Origin of the sequence: Alloscardovia criceti DSM 17774 (assembly GCF_000376885.1) — a bacterium.
GTDB classification, from domain to species: Bacteria; Actinomycetota; Actinomycetes; order Actinomycetales; family Bifidobacteriaceae; genus Alloscardovia; species Alloscardovia criceti.
In genome coordinates, this window is sequence record NZ_AQXR01000011.1 from 26,481 (window position 1) to 47,465 (window position 20,985).

Here is a 20,985-nt window from a genome sequence, read left to right on the forward strand (position 1 = left end):
AGCAATGGCATTTGCACTCACACCTTTGGAAGACAAGATTATCTTGAAGCAGGCTGCTGCTGAAACCACCACCGCTTCTGGTTTGGTCATCCCAGATAGCGCAAAGGAAAAGCCACAGCAGGGTGAGGTTCTTGCTGTAGGACCAGGACGTCGCAACGACGCTGGTGAGCGTATCCCAGTTGACGTAAAGGTAGGCGATAAGGTTCTGTATTCCAAGTATGGCGGCACCGAAGTAACCTACAAGGGTGAGGATTACTTGATTCTTGGTTCTCGTGACGTTCTTGCAATTTTGAACTAATTATGAACTAGGAATGTATTACGGTACATAAGTACTGGGTATTTTTACAACCGATTCTCCGTATGAGTAGATCATACGGAGAATTTTTTATGTCTGTGTGTTTAAAATATGCTCTCGCCTTTTCCGGGCGCGCATTTCGCAGAGTTTTTTTAAGCTTTCCTTGAGGTCACTGCAGTATCCTCCTCGAGTGTAGAAAGGGCAAGTCGTTTTGCTCACCGTGGAAAAAAGTGCGAAACGCCGAGCTGGAAAATTCCGCGTATGAAGTTTTTGGCTCAAACCCATGCGTGTTGTGAAAGCACTATATAACCCGTGTTTGAAAAGTAAGCATACGTATATATAGTAGTTGAGTACAGATTAATCGTAGATGAGGAGGCATCCCTCTATGGAGGATATTGCGCAAAAACGCGAGCTCAGCCAACCCGAATTAGCAGCGGCTGGCAACGCAATCGGTGCAGTCGTATATTTTTCTTCGGCTTCTGAAAACACCTCGCGTTTTATCCACAACTGTAAGCTTCAGGATCATGGAATTAACGTATATCGCATTCCACTTAAGCCTAAAGATCCTGCATTAAATGTCGATGAGCCCTATATCTTGGTGGTTCCTACCTACGGCGGAGGTACGGCGAAAAAAGCAGTACCCGTGCAAGTGAAAAAATTCCTCAACGATCCTGCAAATCGAGCAGGCATTCGAGGCGTTATTGCCAGCGGAAATACCAATTTTGGCGAAGCATTTTGCATGGCAGGAGACATGGTCGCAGCAAAATGTAAAGTTCCTTTCATGTATTACTTCGAATTGATGGGAACGCAGACGGACAGAAAGAAAGTAACCCAAGGCGTGGTGGATTTTTTCACCAACCGGGCGGCGGCTTAAAATATGAAGCCCACCAACATAACTAAAAAAACGAAAAACTAAAAATTCAATAAAAGCAAAACTTAATGACGAAGATACGGAAACGTGAAAAATACCACTGTGTTTTTCACGTCTCACCCCGTTATTCAGAGTAAAATCGACCAGAGTTATCGTACGGATACACATTCTTATCCGAGAAATTCAGGAGAAAAATATGGCAGAAACAGCCGTTTATGATGCATCGAAGGATTACCACGCGCTCAACGCGATGCTCAATCTTTACGATGAAAATCACCAAATCCAGTTTGACAAGGATATTGCTGCAGCAAAGCTTTTCGTAGAGGGCGAAGTTGCAGAAAAAACCAAGACCTTTGCATCCGTACAGGAACGTCTCAATTATCTGTTTGATAATTTGTACTACAACAAGGATGTTTTTGCGGCATATTCGCCGGAATTCTTGGATAAGATTTACGTTTTTGCCGACTCTTTCCACTTCAAATTCGAAACCTTCCTCGGTGCCTTCAAGTTCTACTCTTCGTACGCTTTGAAGAGCTTCGATGGAAAGCAATATCTCGAAAACTTTGAGCAGCGTACCGTAGCTGTGGCTTTGGAATTAGCCGCAGGTGATGAAACCAAGGCTATGGAATTCGTGGAAGAAATTATCACAGGTCGTTTCCAGCCAGCCACACCAACCTTCCTGAACCTTGGAAAGGCACAGCGCGGCGAGCCAGTATCCTGTTTCTTGGTGCGTATCGAGGACAATATGGAGTCCATTTCTCGCGCCATCAACGCATCCCTGCAGCTGTCCAAGCGCGGCGGCGGCGTAGCGCTGCTTCTGTCCAATTTGCGTGAGCAGGGTGCGCCAATTAAGCACATCGAAAACCAGTCTTCTGGTGTGGTTCCTGTGATGAAGCTGTTGGAGGATTCCTTCTCCTATGCAAACCAGCTGGGCGCACGCCAAGGTGCAGGTGCGGTGTATTTGAGTGCACACCACCCAGATATCCTCACTTTCATGGATACCAAGCGCGAAAATGCGGACGAAAAGATTCGTATTAAGACTCTGTCTTTGGGTGTGGTCATCCCAGACATTACCTTCGAATTGTCAAAGAAGAAAGAGCCAATGGCTCTGTTTAGCCCATACGATGTCGAACGTGAATACGGCAAGCCATTCGCAGATGTGCCTATTACCGAAAACTACTACGATATGGTCAATAATCCACGTATTAAGAAGACCTATATCAACCCACGTGACTTCTTCCGTACCATTGCGGAAATTCAGTTCGAGTCCGGCTATCCTTACATCGTGTTCGAAGACACGGTAAACAAGGCCAACCCAATCGACGGTCGTATTACCATGTCCAACCTGTGCTCGGAAATTCTGCAGGTCCAAGAGCCAAGCGTGCTCAACGAAGACCTCACCTTCGCACACGTAGGTCGCGATATTTCCTGCAATCTCGGATCCTTGAATATTGCCAAGGCTATGGACGGCGGACTGGCAGACACGGTTGAACGTGCAATTTACGCATTGACTTCCGTAGCGGACCACACCAGCATTGAATCCGTGCCTTCTATCAAGCGCGGAAATGAAGAAGGTCACGCTATTGGTCTGGGGCAGATGAATCTGCACGGCTTCCTTTCGCGTGAAAAGATGTTCTACGGCTCTCCAGAAGCTCTCGATTTCACGGATATGTACTTCATGACCGTGGCATACCACGCATACCGTGCCAGCCACAAGATTGCAGTCGAGCGTGGCAGTGCCTTCAAGAGCTTCAAGACCTCCGCATACGCCAAGCCAGCAGGACAGGGCAACTACTTCGACAAGTACACGGACGGTTCGCGCTCGCTGGAGCCAAAGACTCAGAAGGTCAAGGACTTGTTTGCACAGTTCGGCATCCGCATTCCAACCGTGGAAGACTGGGCAGAGCTGCGCGATGCAATCCTTAAGGATGGTATTTACAACCAGAACCTCCAGGCTGTGCCTCCAACCGGTTCTATTTCCTATATCAACCACTCCACTAGCTCCATCCACCCACTCGTATCGAAGATTGAAATTCGTAAGGAAGGAAAGCTGGGCCGCGTATACTACCCAGCGCCATACATGACGAATGACAATCTCGAGTACTACGATGATGCTTACGAAATTGGTTGGGAAAAGATTATCGATACCTATGCCGAGGCAACTCAGCACGTGGATCAGGGCCTGTCTTTGACGCTCTTCTTCCCAGATACCGCCACCACGCGTGACGTAAACAAGGCGCAGATTTACGCATGGCGCAAGGGCATTAAGACCTTGTACTACATTCGTATCCGTCAGGCCGCGCTTGAAGGTACGGAAGTAGAAGGCTGCGTATCCTGCATGCTCTAAGATTCGTGGAGAATCAATTCTCCGAAAGAATCTTGGTGACGTTTTGAGCTTCGTAACGTTTTCTTGCTAAGCTCGAAGAACGCTATCGGTCAGCTTGAATGACCATATTGGCAATTCATTCAAGCTGACCATACACATATCTTTTGATTTTATTTGCCAATTTTTCAGTCACACAGCAAAACTCACAATCTAGCCATTGCCACGCAAGCTAGATTTTAGATAACGAAGAGGAGCAGAGTCATGGTAACAGTACCAATTTCCGTGCCACGCAAGCCATTAAAACTGATTGATCGAGTCAGTGCTATCAATTGGAATCGTCTCGAAGACGAAAAGGATTTGGAAGTATGGGATCGCTTAACAGGAAACTTCTGGTTGCCTGAAAAGGTGCCAATTTCCAACGATTTGCCATCTTGGAACGCTATGACCGAAGAAGAGCATACATTGACCATGCGCGTCTTCACAGGCTTGACACTGCTCGATACGATTCAGGGCACGGTGGGTGCTGTGTCGTTGATTCCGGATGCCTTGACACCGCATGAAGAGGCTGTATATACCAATATTTCCTTTATGGAATCCGTGCATGCAAAGAGCTATTCTTCTATTTTCTCCACGCTGGCCAGCACTAAGCAGATTGACGAGGCGTTTGCATGGTCGGAAGAAAACGAGTACTTGCAGAAGAAGGCCAGCATCGTACTGGATTACTACGAAGGTGACGATCCTTTGAAGCGTAAGGTAGCGTCGACCTTGCTCGAATCCTTCCTCTTCTACTCAGGATTCTATTTGCCAATGTACTTCTCCAGCCACGCAAAGCTGACCAATACGGCAGATGTGATCCGTCTGATCATCCGTGATGAGGCTGTGCACGGCTACTACATTGGTTACAAGTATCAGAAGGGCTTGGAACGAGTCAGCGAAGAGAAGCGTCAAGAGCTCGAAGACTACACCTACGATTTGCTGAACGAATTGTACGACAACGAAGCAGAATACACCGAGTCTTTGTACTCCGGCGTGGGCTTGGTTGAGGATGTGGAGAAGTTCCTGCGCTACAACGCAAACAAGGCTTTGATGAATCTGGGCTACCCAGCATTGTTCCCAGCAGATGCCACAGATGTCAATCCTGCCATCATCGCTTCTTTGAGCCCGAATGCGGATGAAAATCACGACTTCTTCTCGGGCTCTGGCTCATCCTATGTCATGGGTAAGGCTGTGGAAACCGATGATGATGACTGGGACTTCTAAGGCTTTGTTATTCCTCGCATTTTGAGGTGTACAACGGCCGCATACTAAGGCTCATAGGAGCTCGTAAATGTGGTCTAGCTCATAATTGAAAATAAAACTTCGACACGCCGCAGGCGAACACTTGCGGCGTGTAGAAATTCGTGGCATACTATTCAAGTTGCCAATCGACAGATTAGGAAACCCTGGCGGATTTCCCAAGCGGTCAAAGGGAGCGGACTGTAAATCCGCCGGCTTCGCCTTCAGTGGTTCGAATCCACTATCCGCCACGCCTCGATAGCTCAGTGGTAGAGCACTTCCTTGGTAAGGAAGAGGTCGCGGGTCCAATTCCCGCTCGAGGCTCCATAGCGGGATAGCTCAGCTGGCTAGAGCGTACGACTCATAATCGTAAGGTCGAGAGTTCGAGTCTCTCTCTCGCTACAAAGGCAATTGTCTATTTTATTTTATGGAAGGTGAACAATGGCAAAAAGCGCCGATATTCGTCCAGGCATTACGCTGGCGTGCACCGAATGCAAGGAACGTAACTATCAGACGACCAAGAATCGTCGTAACACCCCAGATCGTTTGGAACTCATGAAGTTCTGCCCACGTGACGGTCGCATGACTCTTCACCGTGAGACACGATAAATCTTTTAGATTTTGCAAAGCCCGGTTTTCACCGGGTTTTTTTGTATCTTTTTTGAGTTCTGTGCCGTTTCGAGCGCTTATTGAGCTGACCGTGAAGAATAAAGTTCAGCAGAATTCTCGCCACCATCCAAACATTTCTCCCATTCGCATAGTGCCATGCTGAAAGTACAATGAACATTATGACTACATCTGATACACCACGTTTTGCAGACATTACGACCATGGCAGTGGGCGGAGCAATCGCCCAGTTTGTTGAGCCAGACTCTCGAGCCAGCTTTTTAGAAGCGATTATTATGGCGGATGTCGAAGGTAAATCGCTCTGTGTCATCGGTGGCGGATCAAATATGCTCGTCTCTGATAAGGATTTCGATGGGGTTGTTGTGCGCGATGCGCGCAGACAGATTTCTATTCTTGATGAAGCGGCGCCGGTAGAAGAGGGCGCTGCATCTCTTACTACTGTCAGTGCTACGGCGGGTGTGCATTGGGATGATTTTGTAGCCTACTGCGTGCGCATGGGGCTTGCGGGGGCGGAAGCATTATCTGGCATCCCAGGCACAGTGGGTGCAAGCGTGGTACAAAACATTGGCGCGTATGGTCAAGAAGTGGCGTCCATTGTCCACAGTGTAGAAGTCTGGGATCGCGAAACAAAAACCGTGCGCGTGCTCAACGTATCCGAGTTGGATTTTTCGTACCGTAATTCTGTGCTTAAGCAAAGCATGTACACCCATGGCGCTCACAGTGCGCCAAGCCAATACTTCCCATCGCCGCGTTATATCGTGCTGGAAGTGACCTTCCAGTTGCTGCATTCCGCGAAAAACACGGTGAATATGGCGCAACTGGCACACGCGTTAAACGTGGAAGTCGGTCAAGAATTCGATATTGCGCAAATTCGTACGGCGGTTTTGCACATTCGCGAGTCCAAGGGCGTGCTCGAAGATCTGCATCGTTATACCAATGCATGGATGCAGGGCACGCGTGACGCTCAGGAGGGGGATGCAGAAGCTCTTAAGGGCGCGGAGGACCGCAATAAATTCAGCTGTGGCTCCTTCTTTATGAATCCTATGATCAGCCCTGAGCAGGCTGCAAAGCTGCCGGAGGATGCGCCAAAATTCCCTGCGCAATTCGCCGATGGTAGTCCTGCAATAAAAACCTCGGCTGCATGGCTGATCGATCATGCTGGTTTTAAGCCAGGCTACAAGATATCCGAGGAGAGCAAAGCTGGCCTGTCTACAGTACATACGCTGGTGCTGTCTAACCGCGGGGGAGCTCAGACGGCGGATGTCATAGAGCTGGCACGCACAATCCGCGATGGTGTGCGCCGCACGTATGGTGTCACTCTCGTGCCGGAGCCGGTGTTTATCGGCGTGGAATTATAAAAGACGGAGTACAGTTACAAGTATGACTTATGTAATTGCTGAACCATGCGTGGATGTCAAAGATAGGGCATGCGTCGATGAATGCCCAGTCGATTGCATATACGAAGGCCCACGCACGTTATATATCAACCCTAATGAATGCGTCGATTGTGGGGCCTGCGAGCCTGTTTGCCCTACGGAGGCTATCTTCTATGAGGATGATTTGCCAGATGATTGGGCATGGTACAAGGCTGTAGCGGATGATTATTTCGCAGAAATTGGCGATTTTGGTGGTGCCATGAGTGCTGGTCCTATCGATCACGATCACGAGGATATTGCAAAGCTTCCATCGGATATCAATGCCGAGTATTTAAATAGTTTGAAATAATCCGGAACTTTTCTAGGGATGAGCTTGAGCTCATCCCTTTTTCGTGTTCTTTTCGCATGTTAAATGCCGAAATTAATCGAGGAATTGCCAAAACGCTGACGAATATCATCCAAGGTGCGTTCCGCGGCTAAATTCTGTTCCTTGGCTTTGCTGAGGGTGCGGTCCGCTGCTCTGGCGTCGTGGCCCTCCTCATCAAAGAGGTCATCAAAGCTAGGCTGAATCACGGTGGCTGTCGCATCGCTCAAATTGGATGTGCTGATGCCTGCGAGTCGGATGTATTGGGATAATTCTTCGTCTTCCGTGTCTCGGGGGAGCAGCTGCTGAAAAAGCCTTTTTGCATAGAAAAATAGGTCCGAAGCGGACTGTGTGGGCACATCCATGGTGCAAGCCTTGCTCACATAGCGTAGATTTGCGAAACGTAATTTCACGCTGACCGTTCGAGCCACTAAACCTTGAGCGCGCAGATGCGATGCCGTGGAATCGCAGCACTGGCGCAAAAGATTGAGCACGGTTCGCGCGTCTCGCGTGTCTTCAGCAAAAGTGCGTTCCGTACCGATAGATTTGGGTTCGTAATGTGTGGTCACGGCACGCTCATCCTCACCGTGAGAGGCGTTGTACAGCATGTGTCCAATCGCCTGCGAACCCACTGCGCGGACAATATCGGTCTCGCGCAGGGCAGCAAGCTCTTTTACGGTACGAATGCCATACTTTTCCAGAGCGTTCTGGGTGGCAGGACCCACACCGGGCAGCGAACGCACGGGCATCATCTGGATGAATTCAGCGTGCTGGTTGCGCGGTATGAGTAGCATGCCGTTGGGTTTTGCATTCGTCGATGCGATTTTTGCTATGAGTTTGTTGGATGCAATGCCTACTGAGCAGGTCAAACCCAAACGTTCAAACACGGTTTTACGAATCCACTGGGCGATAGTTACCGGAGATTTCCACAGAAGCAGGGCGGATTTGACATCCATATAGCATTCATCTACGCTGACACGTTCAATCTGATCCGTGACCTGGCTAAAAAGTTCAAAAACTTGAGCAGAAATATCGCGATAATACTTCATGTCCACCGGCAAAAATACACCTTGCGGGCACAGCTTGCGAGCGCGAGATACGGGCATGGCGGAGTTTACGCCAAAACGGCGCGCTTCGTAATTTGCCGCAGACACGACGGACCGTGCTCCTGTGCCGATGATAACGGGCTTGTCGTGGAGCTCCGGATGGCGGCGAATTTCGCACGATGCATAGAAGGCATCCATGTCAATGTGCAAAATTGTGCAGCCTGATGCGTCGTGACCCCAATCTTTTTTCACGGCTGCGTTTCTCGGTGCGGTGCTCATGCATCCATAGTAGCGAGAAGGCGGTGTAAAGGAAAAGATGTGTTGTGCGAGCCGAGGAAGTCGGGCAGGATGTTGTGGTGTTGGTGCGGGGAGGGGAAACAGAGAGGGAGAAGAAGGGCGGGTGTCCTGATATTTCCGTAGTGTGTTTGTGTGAAGAAGTGGATGTCCAATATGCTGAACACCTCGCCGGTGTTGGTAGTTCTAGCAATTCAAACCTTGTCGATTTCCTTTTCTAATGAAATCAGCACAGTAGCATTTACGCAGCTAGATCCCCTTTTGGTCTCCTGGTGGCGTATGGCTTTTGCCGTGGTCATTATGTTGATATGGCGCCGCCCATTTTCCGCAGAAAAACGCAAAAAGCTACCGCGTGACCTGAAAACGTGGATTATCTTCGCAGGACTTGGTGTGGCGGTCGTAGGCATGAGCGGCGTTTTTTATATCGCTATCGACACCTTGAATTCCGGTGTGGCCACAGCTATTGAATTCATCGGCCCATTATCCGTGGCAGTGTTTACCGGACGTACATGGCGTGAATACCTCGGCGCTTTCCTCGCTTTCGTTGGTCTTCTCACGCTGGCAGGCTCGTCACTTTTTAGTTTGGGACCGTCTTCCATTCCGGGGCTGATTGCCATTTGCGCCAGTGGTGCGCTGTGGGCGACGTACATCGTTTTGGGGCGTATGGTGGCGCATGGATCTTCGGGTTTGGATAATTTAACGGTTTCATTGACTTTAGGATGGATTATTCAAACGTGCCTCATCGGCTATCCTGCGGTAACGCAGGTTTTCCATCCGACTGCTCGAGCCACGTGGGCGCACGAAAACGGCGGAATTATTAAATTGCTGATCATTCTGCTCATTATCAGCGTGTGTTCCTCGATTATTTCGTATGTGCTCGATCAGGTGTTGATGCGCCGAGTTTCTGCAAACCGCTTCTCCGTCATGCAAGCCTTGCTGCCTGTGGTCAATCTGCTCGTAACTTTGCTTTTCGGAGCGCGACCAGGCGTGTTTGATTTCCTCGGAGTGGGCATTATTGTGCTGGCGGTAATGATTAGCTTCTCGAGCGATGCGGATCCGCTCCCAACGCATGAGTTGACCTCGCGCAAACATACGACGATGACGAATGAAGAAGGCAAAACCGAAGAAGTGAATGTCATCGATTAGGCCGAGCTCATTGGGTCGAGCGTTAGTGTACACACCGATTTGCTCTTGAGCAAAAAAATGATAAACTAGCAAAGTTGCATGTTTCGCAATCGTGAAATGAGCAACGGAGACGTGCCTGAGTGGCCGAAAGGGGCACCCTGCTAAGGTGTTAACTGCGTAAGCGGTTCAGGAGTTCGAATCTCCTCGTCTCCGCGGATACCGTTCTAAGACAATTCTTAGAACGGCTTTTTTATGCCAATTCCCTAGTGTTTTCAACGATTACAGCCCGTACATCCTCAACCGTGTAAACTGGTTATTAACGGTTATAGACGGGTAATGACGGTCATCTCGTAGGGGACCAGATAGGGGAAAAATCATGGTTGGGAGCACGGGGAATAGTTTTCCACTCTTCCGTGTCATCTACAATGCAGTAGGAGAGGATCAGCTTTGAGGAGCTGAGTTTGAAACTTTCCAATGAGCATGTTTGTGTTCATAGTTGTTATTTGCACGTAATTGATTATTATTCCGGTGTTCAACCAGCTCGATTTTCCGCATTTCTTGACTTTTGAAATGAATCACCACGCCCTGTATGTGAAAATAAGGCTGTTTCAGGCACCATCAGGTTTCGAAAATCGAAGGTGCGTCACAGGCACACAGCGGGGTTTTCGCACTAAATTTGATGATGACAATCCGCACTATTTTGTCTTAGGCAGGCTTAATGACCGCGTAAGGTGGAATGTATCCGGAACGATGTGGAAGTAGGAAAGAAGTAGGAAAAGAGGGAAGAGATGAAACCCCAAGGTAGAAACCGTTCAAAGACAGCACCTCAAAATCAATTCCAAGCTCAAACAACTACTACTACTACCACCACCAATCCCTTGCACAAGGAGACTTTCGATCGCGAATCCCAAGACGCCCTGCAAAGCAACCAGCAAGGTTTTATCCATGACCACATGAGCGCGCTCGCAGATGGGATCTTCGCCATCGCCATGACCATTTTGGTGCTCGAAATTTCCACTCCGGAAACAGCAGAGGGAGTAGGCACGTTTATCCGACAAATTTGCTTATTTGCCTTGAGCTTTTTAGTCATTTCGAATTTTTATTTTGAACGTGCTAGGCTCATGGCGATAGTGCACCATTCGAATGTTCCAATTATTACGTTGGATTTCGTTTTCTTCTTTGGTGTCTGCCTGATTCCGCTGTTTACCAAATTTATGTTTTCGTATCAAGATCCACGCGTTTCCGTGCCCGCATATGGTGTGCTGGTTCTTATCGTGGCAGAAATTGGTATGCGTATGCAGCAGCTCGTGCTGCGCTATCATCTTGTGGATTCGGAGTATATGGATTCGGCATACACGAGTGACTATGCGAAGCAGGTGATGCGTCGTGATTTCGTTATGCGTACCTTGTGGGACGCAGCTGCCGTCATTATTGCGTTTTTCCTGCCTCATGTGGGCATTATCATGTTCATTGTTATCCCGGTTTTGCAATTCGTTCGCCGATACCGTGTAGGTCTTTACCACGCACGCAATGGTTTAAAACAGCCAACGATTTATCACGAAATAATCCAGCGTTCATTTATGCGCCAACGACGTCGTAGAAATGATGGCGACCGAGGCTAGCCTCGGCAGGCCTAATTCTGTGCAATCATCTGCAAGGTTGTAAATCCTCGGAAAACGTTGTAATTAAAGCGTATCTGAATGCCATTGGCGGGAAGTTCATGCGTATTCCACACAAGCACAGGTGGGCAACCCGGAGCAGAAATTTTCATGTGCTGCTTTTCTTTGCCAATGTAGTCCACCTGAGCAGTGTAAGGGACGTGCAATTCGATGACTGGATACTCGAAATTTTTGCCAAAAGGTCCGATGGAGTCCAAAAAATCGGCAATCTCTTTGAGAGCATTCTCGTTATACCACGCCACGTCATTGTTTTCTGTGCCGATAATGAGTGCAGGTTCTTTCTCCCAATCATCAGGAATTTTTACATCCTGCAAAGCATCCAGCAGTGACTGCAACGGTCCTTTGACGCCGCCGGCACCTTGATGTCCTACGACCTCTAAACCGTGAACATTATTGAGACTGTCGACAATAGGATAATAGTCCGGCGAGCGCATAGAACCCTCAATGCTGTCTCCAGACTCGGAGGTGACATGCACTACGGCTGTAGGAAGCTGTGATTCATGCATAAGATGTCCTGCCAGTAAGCCCAGCATGCCCTGTGGAGCATCTGTTATATACACATAAGGCGCGTAAGTATCGTCGATTGTGTGCAAATAGTCTTGCACGGACTGCTTGCGTTGTGTGTTCGCTGCTATCAGATGGACGATGGCTTGGCGTCTTTCTTCCGCATCCTCAGACAAGAAAATATCGAAAGCATCCTGCATCGGCGTGCCTACGCGGCGCGGAGCATTAAACATGGGCGCTAGTGTGTAGCCATAAAAACTTTCACCCAGATTATTTTCGGCAATGCGCAGTTCCTGAAGCAGCTGATTGTACCCTTCAAAAGCGGTTAAAAATCGTGGGTGTACGGAAGGAGTGGACTGCAAAGCACGCAGGGCATGAGGGTTGTGTACTAATTCGCGGGATAGTTGCAAAGATTTGCGCACTAAGAAACGGTTATCATGAATCAGAGGCATAACGTCCGAAACCGTGCCAATGCCTGCAAAAAGTTGCAGTAAATCGAGAAACTTGCATTCCTCTGGCGATGCGTAGGTGCGCGCATACGCCACAACGAGCAAATATGCCACCGCAGCACCGCAAATGCCCGGCAGTGGGAATGTGGAATTAAATTGGCAAGGATTGATAAAAGCTTCGGCCGGGCAGTCAATTTCTTGCTCGTGATGATCCGTAACCAGCACCTGCATGCCCAGAGACTGCGCATATTTAATGCCTTCGGCAGAATTAATGCCACTATCGCAGGTCAAAATCACCTTTGTATTCGGAAAGCTGCCGACGATATCTTTCACATCTTCGATAGAAAAATCATGACCATAGGTGTAATCAGGAATATTGATATTGATATGAAACCCTAACTGGCTTAAACCCGCGTACAAAATAATCCCGGACGTGATGCCATCCATGTCAAAATCCGGCGAAATGGTGATTTCTTGGGACTTCACACCGTGGAGCGCGGCTACGAAGGTGTCCATATGGTCTAGCTGAGCTGCATATGGTGTATTAATGCGCTGGAGATAGTCCTGCGTAAAACCTGTGCGTTCGATGAGTGTGCGTAGAGCGGGTGAGATTTCAGACATGGTCACATTCTAAGGCAGCTTGAAGAAATCTAAAGCCCTTCGACTATGAGAGAAACGCATTTCAGCAGCCAGCGCACGCGAAACAGCGATGGGGATACCCTGTCCTTATGATAGAAGCATGGCTGATGACACGATTATTTCTTATGCAGAAAATATGCTGGAAACCTTTGATAAGGTGCCCTTTAATGACGTAGACGCCTCCATTTTAGCGCAACTGGCATATGCGCAACTTGAGGGCGATCACGTGCCTAGTCTTCAGCAAACGCGTGATGCGTACAAGCAGAAGTTGGAGGAATCTGCTACGCCTTCGATGAAGAAGATGTGGAAAGATTTGTCGCAAGCCTTTACGCGCAAGGCTACGCAAGATGTGAGCCTCAAGGACGATGAGCGTTTCGTGTCCTTATATGAGGCGATGTGGCGCAAAGAGGCATTCGAATCCATTTTTCCATCGCCTTCTACGCGTGACATGATGATAGAACTCGTGGGCGCGTTGATTTCCTCGCCGCGTTTTCGTGAGATTAAGGTGGGTGAATTCCAGTACGAATTTCATGAGGAACGCTACAATGATCAGCAGTTCGCTGCCATGACCTTCCTCCTGCCTACTGGAGAAGAGTACATCGCCTTTCGTGGCACCGAAACCTCCTTTGTGGGTTGGCGTGAGGATTTCGAGCTCGCCTTCCATCAGGAAATTCCATCCCAGATCTCCGCTGTCGAATATGTGACAGAGGTGTCTACGCATGGTCCTGCTGACCGTCCGCTGATGATTTCAGGGCATTCTAAGGGCGGGAATACGGCCGTTTTTGCGGCTTCTAAAATTCCTCCGGCACTCCAAAAGCGCATTTCGACCATTTATTCTTTCGATGGTCCAGGCTTCATCACAGATCTCATGGATTCTGAAGGCTACAAGCGTATCGAAACAAAACTGAAAAAGCTTGTACCGCAAGATTCCTTCGTTGGCATGATGTTTTCGGGACGCGAGCCTTATGAGGTTGTGCATAGCAATGCCATGTCCTTCTCGCAACACTTTATCTATAACTGGTTGGTCGATATAGAAAAACGCGATTTTGTCCGTGACGAAAGTATTACCGAAAATGCTCTGAATATCGCCAATTCATATGTCGACTGGACGAATTCACTGGATTTGGAAACACGGCGCCGCGTTATCGATACGGTGTTTAAGGTCTTCGAATCTACCGGATATTCTTCCTTTACCGAGCTTGCGGATAACATTACGTCTGCGGCTCCCGCCATGTGGGAGGCTATCCAAAATTCCGATTCTGCGGACAAAGAAGTGACGATGTCTGCATTTAAGAATCTTTTCTCTATGATTTTTGGATTTGAGCGTCCAAGTTTTCATTTCGATGATATTTTGCAGAACCTGCCTTTTGGTCTCGGCCAAACCTTCTCTAAAGCTGAGGAAGAAACAGAGAGCAGTGAAGAAAAATCTTCTGAGGAAGAACGTACGCACAGCGTGGAGACTGCAGTCGTAGAAGTCGCAAAAGCTCTGTCTGAGCACAGCGGCGAACAGGACGCCTCTGAGAATGAAGCGGAATCTAGCGATTCCAGCACAAGCGATGAAAATGATACACTCTAAATGCTGACTGTAGGTAACCCCTCCCACTCACCGGCGCACAGCGTCTATATCGAGAAAAAATCCGAATTTATCGCTGATGCGTGCCATATCAATTCGCTGGACGAGGCCGTATCCTTTGTGGAGAAGATACGATCCCAGCATCCCAAGGCCCGTCACGTGTGCTTCGCCGCCGTGGTGGGAGCTGAGGAAGCACAATTTCAAGAGCGTATGAGCGATGACGGAGAGCCCAGTGGCACCGCAGGCAAACCCATACTGCAGGTATTGAGACAGTCCGGTACCACGAATACGGTGATAGCCGTTACCCGATATTTTGGCGGAATTCTGCTGGGCGCTGGTGGCTTGGTTCGCGCATACTCTACGGCAGCTGCTGACGCGCTCAAAGCGGCTCAATTACGGGAAATCGTGCCAGCTCAGTACTTTTCCTGCACCGTGGATTATGCACAATATACCACCGTGCAGCATGTCATAGCCCAGAGTCAGGGCAAAATCACCTCAGAAGAATTTACTGATAAAATAGCTCTCGAATTTATGGTTCCCGTGCAGTGGGCCGACACGGTAGAAGAGAACATACAACAGACGTTTCATGCATCCATTCAGCCTGTGCGCACGCGTGTGGGCTCCATTATCCAGTAGGCGAAACGGGGGAAGATTATGACAGATCAAGATTCTTTAACGACGGAGTACGAATTCCTGCGCCATACTGAAGACGCGGAGGAACTCACGCGACGTTGCCATACGCCACTTCCAGATCCCAGTGATGCCGCTGCGTTCTCGCGTGCTACGGCTTTGCTCGAAGCTGTAGCAGGAAATCTGCATACACCGGAGGAGGACCGTATTTATTTGGCCACGCATATGCCGTACCCAAATATTTTGGTCAAACTGTCAACCGATCCTTCAGCTCAAGTGCGTGCGGCTGTGGCATCCAATACGGATTCTAAAGATTGGCTCGTGGGTAGGCTAACCAAGGATGAGGATGCTGAGGTGCGTGCACAGGCACTCATGAATCCTGTTACGACTTGGCGCATGCGCATGGAAGGTGCGGAGGATGAACGTACAGGCCAGGAGGTGCTCCGTCATCTTGCCGAGCTGGGCACCGAAGACGATAGCAAGGCGCCAACAGTGCTAGCGGCTATGGTACGGCGTGCGGTGGCACTCAATAGCAATACGGATGCGGATACCTTGCACAGGCTTGCGCAGGATGCGGTTCCGGATGTCGCGCACGCGGCGGCATCGAGACTGGGTTAAGCGTGAGGAATAAGCCTTTATAATCCATAAAATAGGCTATAATGATGGAACTTCAATACTAGAGAAAAGTATGCAAAAAATACATGCCCAGATTTTGACACTGGTCTTGCATATCCGCTATGATTGAAGATTGTTGTGTTTCCCTAATAGGGGTCCAGGAAAGCGCTTTCCCACTCGCTCACTAGGACTTTCAGGGAGCCCACGGATAAAGGATGCCATAAGGTATCTGGAACACAATGAAAGAAAAGGTTATTACAGTGAAGACTTTCACTCCAAAGCCAAGTGACTTGACACACGAATGGTACGTCGTTGACGCTACTGACGTAGTGCTCGGTCGTTTGTCGGTACAGGTAGCAAACTTGCTTCGCGGCAAGAACAAGCCAACTTTTGCTCCACATGCTGATGGTGGTAACTTCGTTATCGTTATCAATGCGGACAAGATTGCTTTGAGCGGCAATAAGCTGGCAAAGAACATCTACCACCACTCTGGATTCCCTAGCGGTTTGCGTGCGGACTCTTATGCAGAGCTCCTCGAAAAGGATCCAGAACGCATTATTCGCACAGCAGTCAAGGGCATGATGCCTAAGAACAAGCTTGTTAAGGTACAGCTTGGTCGCTTGCGCGTTTATGCAGGTGCAGAACATCCACATACCCCAAACAAGCCACAGGTTGTAGAGATCGCACAGGTCTCTCAGCAGGCTAAGTAGGACCGAAAGGAGAATCCACAATGGCTGAAAATGCAAGCTCCGCGGTTCTTGAGACCGAGGTAGAACTCACTTCTTATACTTCTGAAACCAATGCAGGTGCTGGCACCGGTACTTCTGCAATTGCTCCTGGCTACGGCACTGGTCGTCGTAAGGAAGCTGTTGCTCGCGTACGTTTGGTACCAGGCTCTGGTAAGTGGACTGTTAATGGTCGCACTCTTGAAGAGTACTTCCCAAGCCGTTTGCACCAGCGCGAGGTTAACTCACCAATCGTTTTGCTCAAGCTTGAAAACAAGTTCGATGTAATCGTTCTCGTTGATGGCGGCGGCGTAACTGGTCAGGCAGGTGCTATTCGCCTCGGCGTTGCACGTGCTTTGAACAGCATCGATCGTGATGCTAACCGCGCAGCTTTGAAGAAGGCAGGCTTCTTGACTCGCGACGCACGCGTTGTAGAGCGCAAGAAGGCTGGTTTGCACAAGGCACGCAAGGCTTCTCAGTACTCCAAGCGTTAATCTCATATTTCGCTTATTCAAATCCCCTGTATCCATTACGGAGCAGGGGATTTGTTATATTTGAACTACGTGTTCATTGTGCGAAAGAGAAAAGACTATGACCGAACTCAACCCGAATACACCGTCGTATCCTCAGGATAATGCCTCGCAAAACTCTGCTCATACCGAGAGTGCAGAAAATATCACCCCGCTGGATCAAACAGAAATGCCGGAATTGCCGACATATATCGCTGACGATAATGTGGCGCAGAATTCGCAAACATCGGTCAACTCCGTGCACGAAAATGCTCCCTCCGAATCCGCACAGTCTTATAGTAACCAGCCATACACGGGTCAGCAGGCAAATGCTCAGGCGGATTATGCTCAGCCTCAGGCCGTCAATGATACTTACAATTATCAGCAAAGCCAGCCATATCAGGCTCAGCAGTATCAGGGACAGCCTTACCAAGATTCGTCATACCAGACTCAGCAGACACCGACCCCACAAGCCGACTACGCTTATGCTGCTCCTCAAAACAATGCGGCTCCCCAAGAGCAGGTTCCTTACTTTAGCCGACCTTACGCTGATTATCCTTACAACCCGCAGCAAGAGCAGCAAGCTCAGGCAGCACAGACCGCTTCCACTGGTCCATATCAGAATATGCAAAACATGCCAGGTGGTGACTACTCCGTTTATAACTCTTACATCGGAGAATACGCCACGAATCCAATGGCAGACGGTCAACCACTCATCGTGGGAGACAAAAACAAGATTGTAGCTGCTTTGCTCGCATTCTTCCTGGGTGCTCTCGGCATTCACAATTTCTATCTGGGATACACGACTCGCGGCGTCATCCAGCTGTTGATGACTCTCGTGGGCTGGATTATAATCTTCCCTCCATTCGTGGCTGCAATTTGGGCTTTTGTAGAGTTTATTTTGATTCTCGTCTCGAGTCCAGGCTCTCGATATCACAAGGATGCAAAGGGCTACGAATTGCAGGATTAATATGCGCATACCCGTGGAATGCTGAGCATTTTTCTGAACAAATGCGGCTATTTGAGATGAAATCGTCCTCGAAAGAGGGCGATTTTTCTTATGTTAGACAACTTTTGTAAAACACCTTTATACAAGTGTGGCTGGAAATTTGTGGAAAGGGGAATACTTCCCTAAAGTGTGAGCTATAACACATTTTGAATTGTGATTTACGACCATAGGAGGTCACTCGTGGCAAAGGCAGCTACTACCGCTCAGACGCCGGTAAAGGAAACCGAACCAGAAATGTCTGATGCTCAGAAAGAAGTAGATGGTCTTGTTCAGCGTGCTCTTGTAGCCCTCGATGAGTACCAGAAGTTTGATCAGAAGACCATTGATTACATCGTGGCAAAGGCATCTTTGGATGCATTGCATGCTCATTTGACATTAGCAAAGCTGGCGGTAGAAGAAACCGGCCGCGGCATGGTGGAAGATAAGGCAACGAAGAATATCTTCGCATGTGAGCACATTACACACCACCTCGCAAACCAGCGCACCGTTGGCATCATCAGTGAAAACGAAGTGGATGGCATTACGGAAGTGGCGGAGCCAGTTGGCGTGGTTGCAGGTGTTACACCTGTGACAAACCCAACGTCTACCACCATTTTCAAGGCTCTTATTGCTTTGAAGACACGTTGCCCAATCATCTTCGGCTTCCACCCATTTGCTCAAGAGTGTTCTAAGGAAGCTGCACGCATCGTGCGCGATGCTGCTGTGGCTGCAGGCGCTCCAAAGGACTGCATTCAGTGGATTGAGCACCCATCCATCGAAGCCACTGGTGCTTTGATGAAGCACCCAGGCGTTGCTACCATTTTGGCAACGGGTGGTCCGGGCATGGTCAAGGCAGCATACACCTCTGGTAAGCCAGCACTTGGTGTAGGCGCTGGAAATGCTCCTGCATATGTGGATAGCGATGTCGATCTCGACCGCGCGGTCAACGATTTGGTGCTCTCCAAGCACTTCGATTACGGTATGATCTGCGCAACCGAGCAGGCAATTATTGCGCATACTGATATTTACGATGCATTAATCGAAAAGCTTAAGGCTCGTCACACCTATTTCGTCAAGGGTGAAGAAAAGGCGAAGCTCGAAAAGTTCATGTTTGGCACCACGGCGTACGCAAAGGATGGCACGAAGCCACAGCTGAACTCTAAGGTACCAGGCAAGTCCCCACAGTGGATTGCTGAGCAGGCGGGTATTACCATTCCTGAGGACACCGTTATCATTGCCGCAGAGTGCAAGGAAGTCAGCGAAAACGAGCCATTAACACTCGAAAAGCTTGCGCCAGTCCATGCTGTTTTGCGTGCGGATAATAAGGAAGACGCCTTCGTGATGTGTGAGCAGATGCTGGTACACGGTGAAGGTCACACCGCAGCTATTCACACAAATAATGAAGATCTGGTGCGCGAGTACGGTCTGCGCATGCACGCCTGCCGCATCATCTGGAACTCTCCATCCTCCTTAGGTGGTATCGGTGACATCTACAACGCCATCGCTCCATCCTTGACTCTGGGTTGCGGTTCTTACGGTGGAAACTCCGTGGCTGGAAACGTACAGGCAGTAAACCTTATCAATGTGAAGCGTGTAGCACGAAGGAACAATAATATGCAGTGGTTCAAGATTCCACCAAAGACGTACTTTGAGCCAAATGCGATTCGCTACCTGCGCGACATGGTGGGCGTGAACCGTGTAGTATTCGTTTGCGATAAGGTGATCCTCGATCTCGGCATCGTGGACAAGGCCATTGCTCAGCTGCAGCAGCGTTTGAACAAGGTGGAATGGCGCATTATCGACTATGTGGAGTCTGAGCCATCTATCGATACTGTGGAGCGTGGCGCAGCCATGATGCGTGACGAGTTCCAGCCAGATACGATTATCGCCATCGGTGGTGGTTCTCCAATGGATGCGGCCAAGATTATGTGGCTGCTCTACGAACACCCAGAAATCGAATTCCGTGATATTCGTGAAAAGTTCTTCGATATCCGCAAGCGTGCATTCCGTTTGCCAGAGCTGGGCAAGAAGGCAAAGCTGGTCTGCGTACCAACCACATCCGGAACTGGTTCCGAAGTTACGCCATACGCTGTGATTACGGATACCAAGACGGGCATTAAGTATCCAATTACGGATTACTCTTTGACCCCATCGGTTGCTGTCGTCGATCCAGTTTTGGCTCGCACGCAGCCTCGCCGCGTAGCATCCGATTCTGGCTTCGATGCCATTACGCACGCTATGGAAGCCTACGTATCTGCATATGCGAACGACTTCACCGACGGTATGGCGTTGCACTCCTTGAAGCTGCTGTGGGAGAACTTGGCTCCATCTGTCAACGAAGGTCAAGCAAATCCACAGGCTCAGGAGCGTGTACACAATGCAGCAACCATGGCGGGTATGGCATTCGGCTCTGCATTCTTGGGTATGTGCCACTCTATGGCTCACACGATTGGTGCTTTGTGCCACGTGGCTCACGGTCGTTGCAACTCTATCCTCCTGCCATACGTCATCCGCTACAATGGTCAGACGCCATTGGAGCCAACCTCCTGGCCAAAGTACAACAAGTACGTGGCTCCAGAACGTTACCAGGATATTGCAAAGCAGGTGGGCATCGATGCAAAGACCCCTGAAGAAGGCGTAGAAAAGCTGGCGCAGGCTGTAGAAGACTACCGTGACAACAAGCTTGGTATGGATGCATCCTTCAAGGCGGCAGGCGTAGACGAGAAGCACTTCTGGTCTGTGCTCGATCAGATTGGTATGCGCGCATACGAAGATCAGTGCACGCCTGCAAATCCTCGCATCCCACAGATTGAGGATATGAAGGATATCGCCATCGCAGCTTACTATGGCGTATCTCAGGCTGAAGGTAAGAAGATTCGCGCAGAACGTGAAGCGAAGGAAACACAGTCTGCACAGTAAGGGTAGACATGCGTGACACAAGTATTGAGTAACGCATAACACAAAAGAAGGCAACTCCACGCGGGTTGCCTTCTTTTGTATGTGGAGAGACCTGTGGAAGTAAATTCTGAATTGAATTCAGATTTCGAGGCAGCGGCCCGATAAACTAAGATAGGC

General features: G+C 49.2%; 18 protein-coding genes and 4 tRNA genes. 20 read left to right on the forward strand and 2 right to left on the reverse strand.

Going from position 1 to position 20,985, the window contains the following annotated elements:
• Window positions 1-4 precede the first annotated feature (4 nt).
• The 10 genes from groES to fdxA all read left to right on the forward strand — a co-directional run bounded on the left by groES (window position 5) and on the right by fdxA (window position 7,119).
• The gene (gene groES / locus D570_RS0105505) at window positions 5-298 is read left to right on the forward strand and encodes a co-chaperone GroES (RefSeq protein ID WP_018143394.1); all 294 of its coding nucleotides are present in this window, start codon (window positions 5-7) and stop codon (window positions 296-298) included.
• A gap of 382 nt (window positions 299-680) precedes the next feature.
• Window positions 681-1,169, forward strand: coding sequence for a class Ib ribonucleoside-diphosphate reductase assembly flavoprotein NrdI (gene nrdI / locus D570_RS0105510; protein WP_018143395.1), 489 nt, complete (start codon window positions 681-683; stop codon window positions 1,167-1,169).
• Between the two features lie 193 nt (window positions 1,170-1,362).
• A complete protein-coding gene (gene nrdE, locus D570_RS0105515) occupies window positions 1,363-3,513 on the forward strand; it encodes a class 1b ribonucleoside-diphosphate reductase subunit alpha (protein WP_018143396.1) in 2,151 nt (716 codons plus the stop codon).
• A gap of 240 nt (window positions 3,514-3,753) precedes the next feature.
• Window positions 3,754-4,752, forward strand: coding sequence for a class 1b ribonucleoside-diphosphate reductase subunit beta (gene nrdF, locus D570_RS0105520; RefSeq protein ID WP_018143397.1), 999 nt, complete (start codon window positions 3,754-3,756; stop codon window positions 4,750-4,752).
• A gap of 184 nt (window positions 4,753-4,936) precedes the next feature.
• A tRNA-Tyr gene (locus D570_RS0105525) sits at window positions 4,937-5,018 on the forward strand.
• 1 nt (window position 5,019) lies between these two features.
• Window positions 5,020-5,094 (forward strand) — tRNA-Thr (locus D570_RS0105530).
• Between the two features lies 1 nt (window position 5,095).
• A tRNA-Met gene (locus D570_RS0105535) sits at window positions 5,096-5,169 on the forward strand.
• Between the two features lie 39 nt (window positions 5,170-5,208).
• Complete coding sequence (gene rpmG, locus D570_RS0105540) at window positions 5,209-5,376, forward strand: 50S ribosomal protein L33 (protein WP_018143398.1); 168 nt, start codon at window positions 5,209-5,211, stop codon at window positions 5,374-5,376.
• 170 nt (window positions 5,377-5,546) lie between these two features.
• Window positions 5,547-6,752 (forward strand): FAD-binding protein, encoded by a 1,206-nt coding sequence (locus tag D570_RS0105545; RefSeq protein WP_018143399.1) that lies wholly within the window; start codon window positions 5,547-5,549, stop codon window positions 6,750-6,752.
• A 22-nt stretch (window positions 6,753-6,774) separates the two neighbouring features.
• The gene (fdxA, locus tag D570_RS0105550; RefSeq protein WP_018143400.1) at window positions 6,775-7,119 is read left to right on the forward strand and encodes a ferredoxin; all 345 of its coding nucleotides are present in this window, start codon (window positions 6,775-6,777) and stop codon (window positions 7,117-7,119) included.
• 59 nt (window positions 7,120-7,178) lie between these two features.
• On the opposite strand, the gene dinB is transcribed toward fdxA, so the two are convergent.
• A complete protein-coding gene (gene dinB / locus D570_RS0105555; RefSeq protein ID WP_018143401.1) occupies window positions 7,179-8,459 on the reverse strand; it encodes a DNA polymerase IV in 1,281 nt (426 codons plus the stop codon).
• A gap of 150 nt (window positions 8,460-8,609) precedes the next feature.
• On the opposite strand from dinB, the gene D570_RS08590 reads away from it, so the two are divergent.
• The 3 genes from D570_RS08590 (at window position 8,610) to D570_RS08595 (ending at window position 11,221) form a co-directional block, all read left to right on the forward strand.
• Window positions 8,610-9,620, forward strand: coding sequence for an EamA family transporter (locus D570_RS08590; RefSeq protein ID WP_156812256.1), 1,011 nt, complete (start codon window positions 8,610-8,612; stop codon window positions 9,618-9,620).
• 105 nt (window positions 9,621-9,725) lie between these two features.
• Window positions 9,726-9,812 (forward strand) — tRNA-Ser (locus D570_RS0105565).
• A 575-nt stretch (window positions 9,813-10,387) separates the two neighbouring features.
• On the forward strand, window positions 10,388-11,221 hold the full coding sequence (locus tag D570_RS08595) for a TMEM175 family protein (RefSeq protein WP_018143403.1): 834 nt from the start codon (window positions 10,388-10,390) through the stop codon (window positions 11,219-11,221).
• An 11-nt stretch (window positions 11,222-11,232) separates the two neighbouring features.
• Here D570_RS08595 and D570_RS0105575 read toward each other — a convergent pair whose 3' ends face one another.
• Window positions 11,233-12,852, reverse strand: coding sequence for a DHH family phosphoesterase (locus D570_RS0105575; protein WP_018143404.1), 1,620 nt, complete (start codon window positions 12,850-12,852; stop codon window positions 11,233-11,235).
• 118 nt (window positions 12,853-12,970) lie between these two features.
• Here D570_RS0105575 and D570_RS09090 point away from each other — a divergent pair, with 118 nt between their 5' ends.
• The 7 genes from D570_RS09090 to adhE all read left to right on the forward strand — a co-directional run bounded on the left by D570_RS09090 (window position 12,971) and on the right by adhE (window position 20,829).
• On the forward strand, window positions 12,971-14,446 hold the full coding sequence (locus D570_RS09090) for an Mbeg1-like protein (RefSeq protein ID WP_018143405.1): 1,476 nt from the start codon (window positions 12,971-12,973) through the stop codon (window positions 14,444-14,446).
• Window positions 14,447-15,079, forward strand: a complete 633-nt coding sequence (locus tag D570_RS0105585) for a YigZ family protein (protein WP_018143406.1) — start codon at window positions 14,447-14,449, stop codon at window positions 15,077-15,079. It abuts the gene before it with no gap.
• An 18-nt stretch (window positions 15,080-15,097) separates the two neighbouring features.
• On the forward strand, window positions 15,098-15,691 hold the full coding sequence (locus D570_RS0105590) for a hypothetical protein (RefSeq protein ID WP_018143407.1): 594 nt from the start codon (window positions 15,098-15,100) through the stop codon (window positions 15,689-15,691).
• Window positions 15,692-15,948: 257 nt separating this feature from the next.
• Window positions 15,949-16,398 carry a 50S ribosomal protein L13 gene (gene rplM / locus D570_RS0105595; protein WP_026181919.1) on the forward strand — a complete coding sequence of 150 codons (450 nt, stop codon included), beginning with the start codon at window positions 15,949-15,951 and terminating at the stop codon, window positions 16,396-16,398.
• A gap of 20 nt (window positions 16,399-16,418) precedes the next feature.
• Window positions 16,419-16,907 carry a 30S ribosomal protein S9 gene (gene rpsI / locus D570_RS0105600; protein WP_018143409.1) on the forward strand — a complete coding sequence of 163 codons (489 nt, stop codon included), beginning with the start codon at window positions 16,419-16,421 and terminating at the stop codon, window positions 16,905-16,907.
• 97 nt (window positions 16,908-17,004) lie between these two features.
• Entirely contained in the window at window positions 17,005-17,892 is an 888-nt protein-coding gene (locus tag D570_RS09655) for a TM2 domain-containing protein (RefSeq protein WP_018143410.1), read from the forward strand.
• A 219-nt stretch (window positions 17,893-18,111) separates the two neighbouring features.
• Window positions 18,112-20,829, forward strand: coding sequence for a bifunctional acetaldehyde-CoA/alcohol dehydrogenase (gene adhE / locus D570_RS0105610; protein WP_018143411.1), 2,718 nt, complete (start codon window positions 18,112-18,114; stop codon window positions 20,827-20,829).
• The last annotated feature ends 156 nt before the right edge of the window (window positions 20,830-20,985 follow it).

What these genes read in the sequence shown, in the direction of transcription:
- nrdF (WP_018143397.1), top strand. Translation starts at nt 3,754, where the DNA reads ATGGTAACAGTACCAATTTCCGTGCCACGCAAGCCATTAAAACTGATT.
- D570_RS08595 (WP_018143403.1), top strand. Translation starts at nt 10,388, where the DNA reads ATGAAACCCCAAGGTAGAAACCGTTCAAAGACAGCACCTCAAAATCAA.
- fdxA (WP_018143400.1), top strand. Translation starts at nt 6,775, where the DNA reads ATGACTTATGTAATTGCTGAACCATGCGTGGATGTCAAAGATAGGGCA.
- D570_RS0105590 (WP_018143407.1), top strand. Translation starts at nt 15,098, where the DNA reads ATGACAGATCAAGATTCTTTAACGACGGAGTACGAATTCCTGCGCCAT.
- nrdI (WP_018143395.1), top strand. Translation starts at nt 681, where the DNA reads ATGGAGGATATTGCGCAAAAACGCGAGCTCAGCCAACCCGAATTAGCA.
- D570_RS0105585 (WP_018143406.1), top strand. Translation starts at nt 14,447, where the DNA reads ATGCTGACTGTAGGTAACCCCTCCCACTCACCGGCGCACAGCGTCTAT.
- D570_RS09655 (WP_018143410.1), top strand. Translation starts at nt 17,005, where the DNA reads ATGACCGAACTCAACCCGAATACACCGTCGTATCCTCAGGATAATGCC.
- groES (WP_018143394.1), top strand. Translation starts at nt 5, where the DNA reads ATGGCATTTGCACTCACACCTTTGGAAGACAAGATTATCTTGAAGCAG.
- D570_RS0105545 (WP_018143399.1), top strand. Translation starts at nt 5,547, where the DNA reads ATGAACATTATGACTACATCTGATACACCACGTTTTGCAGACATTACG.
- rpmG (WP_018143398.1), top strand. Translation starts at nt 5,209, where the DNA reads ATGGCAAAAAGCGCCGATATTCGTCCAGGCATTACGCTGGCGTGCACC.
- D570_RS0105575 (WP_018143404.1), bottom strand. Translation starts at nt 12,852, where the DNA reads ATGTCTGAAATCTCACCCGCTCTACGCACACTCATCGAACGCACAGGT.
- rpsI (WP_018143409.1), top strand. Translation starts at nt 16,419, where the DNA reads ATGGCTGAAAATGCAAGCTCCGCGGTTCTTGAGACCGAGGTAGAACTC.
- nrdE (WP_018143396.1), top strand. Translation starts at nt 1,363, where the DNA reads ATGGCAGAAACAGCCGTTTATGATGCATCGAAGGATTACCACGCGCTC.
- dinB (WP_018143401.1), bottom strand. Translation starts at nt 8,459, where the DNA reads ATGAGCACCGCACCGAGAAACGCAGCCGTGAAAAAAGATTGGGGTCAC.
- D570_RS09090 (WP_018143405.1), top strand. Translation starts at nt 12,971, where the DNA reads ATGGCTGATGACACGATTATTTCTTATGCAGAAAATATGCTGGAAACC.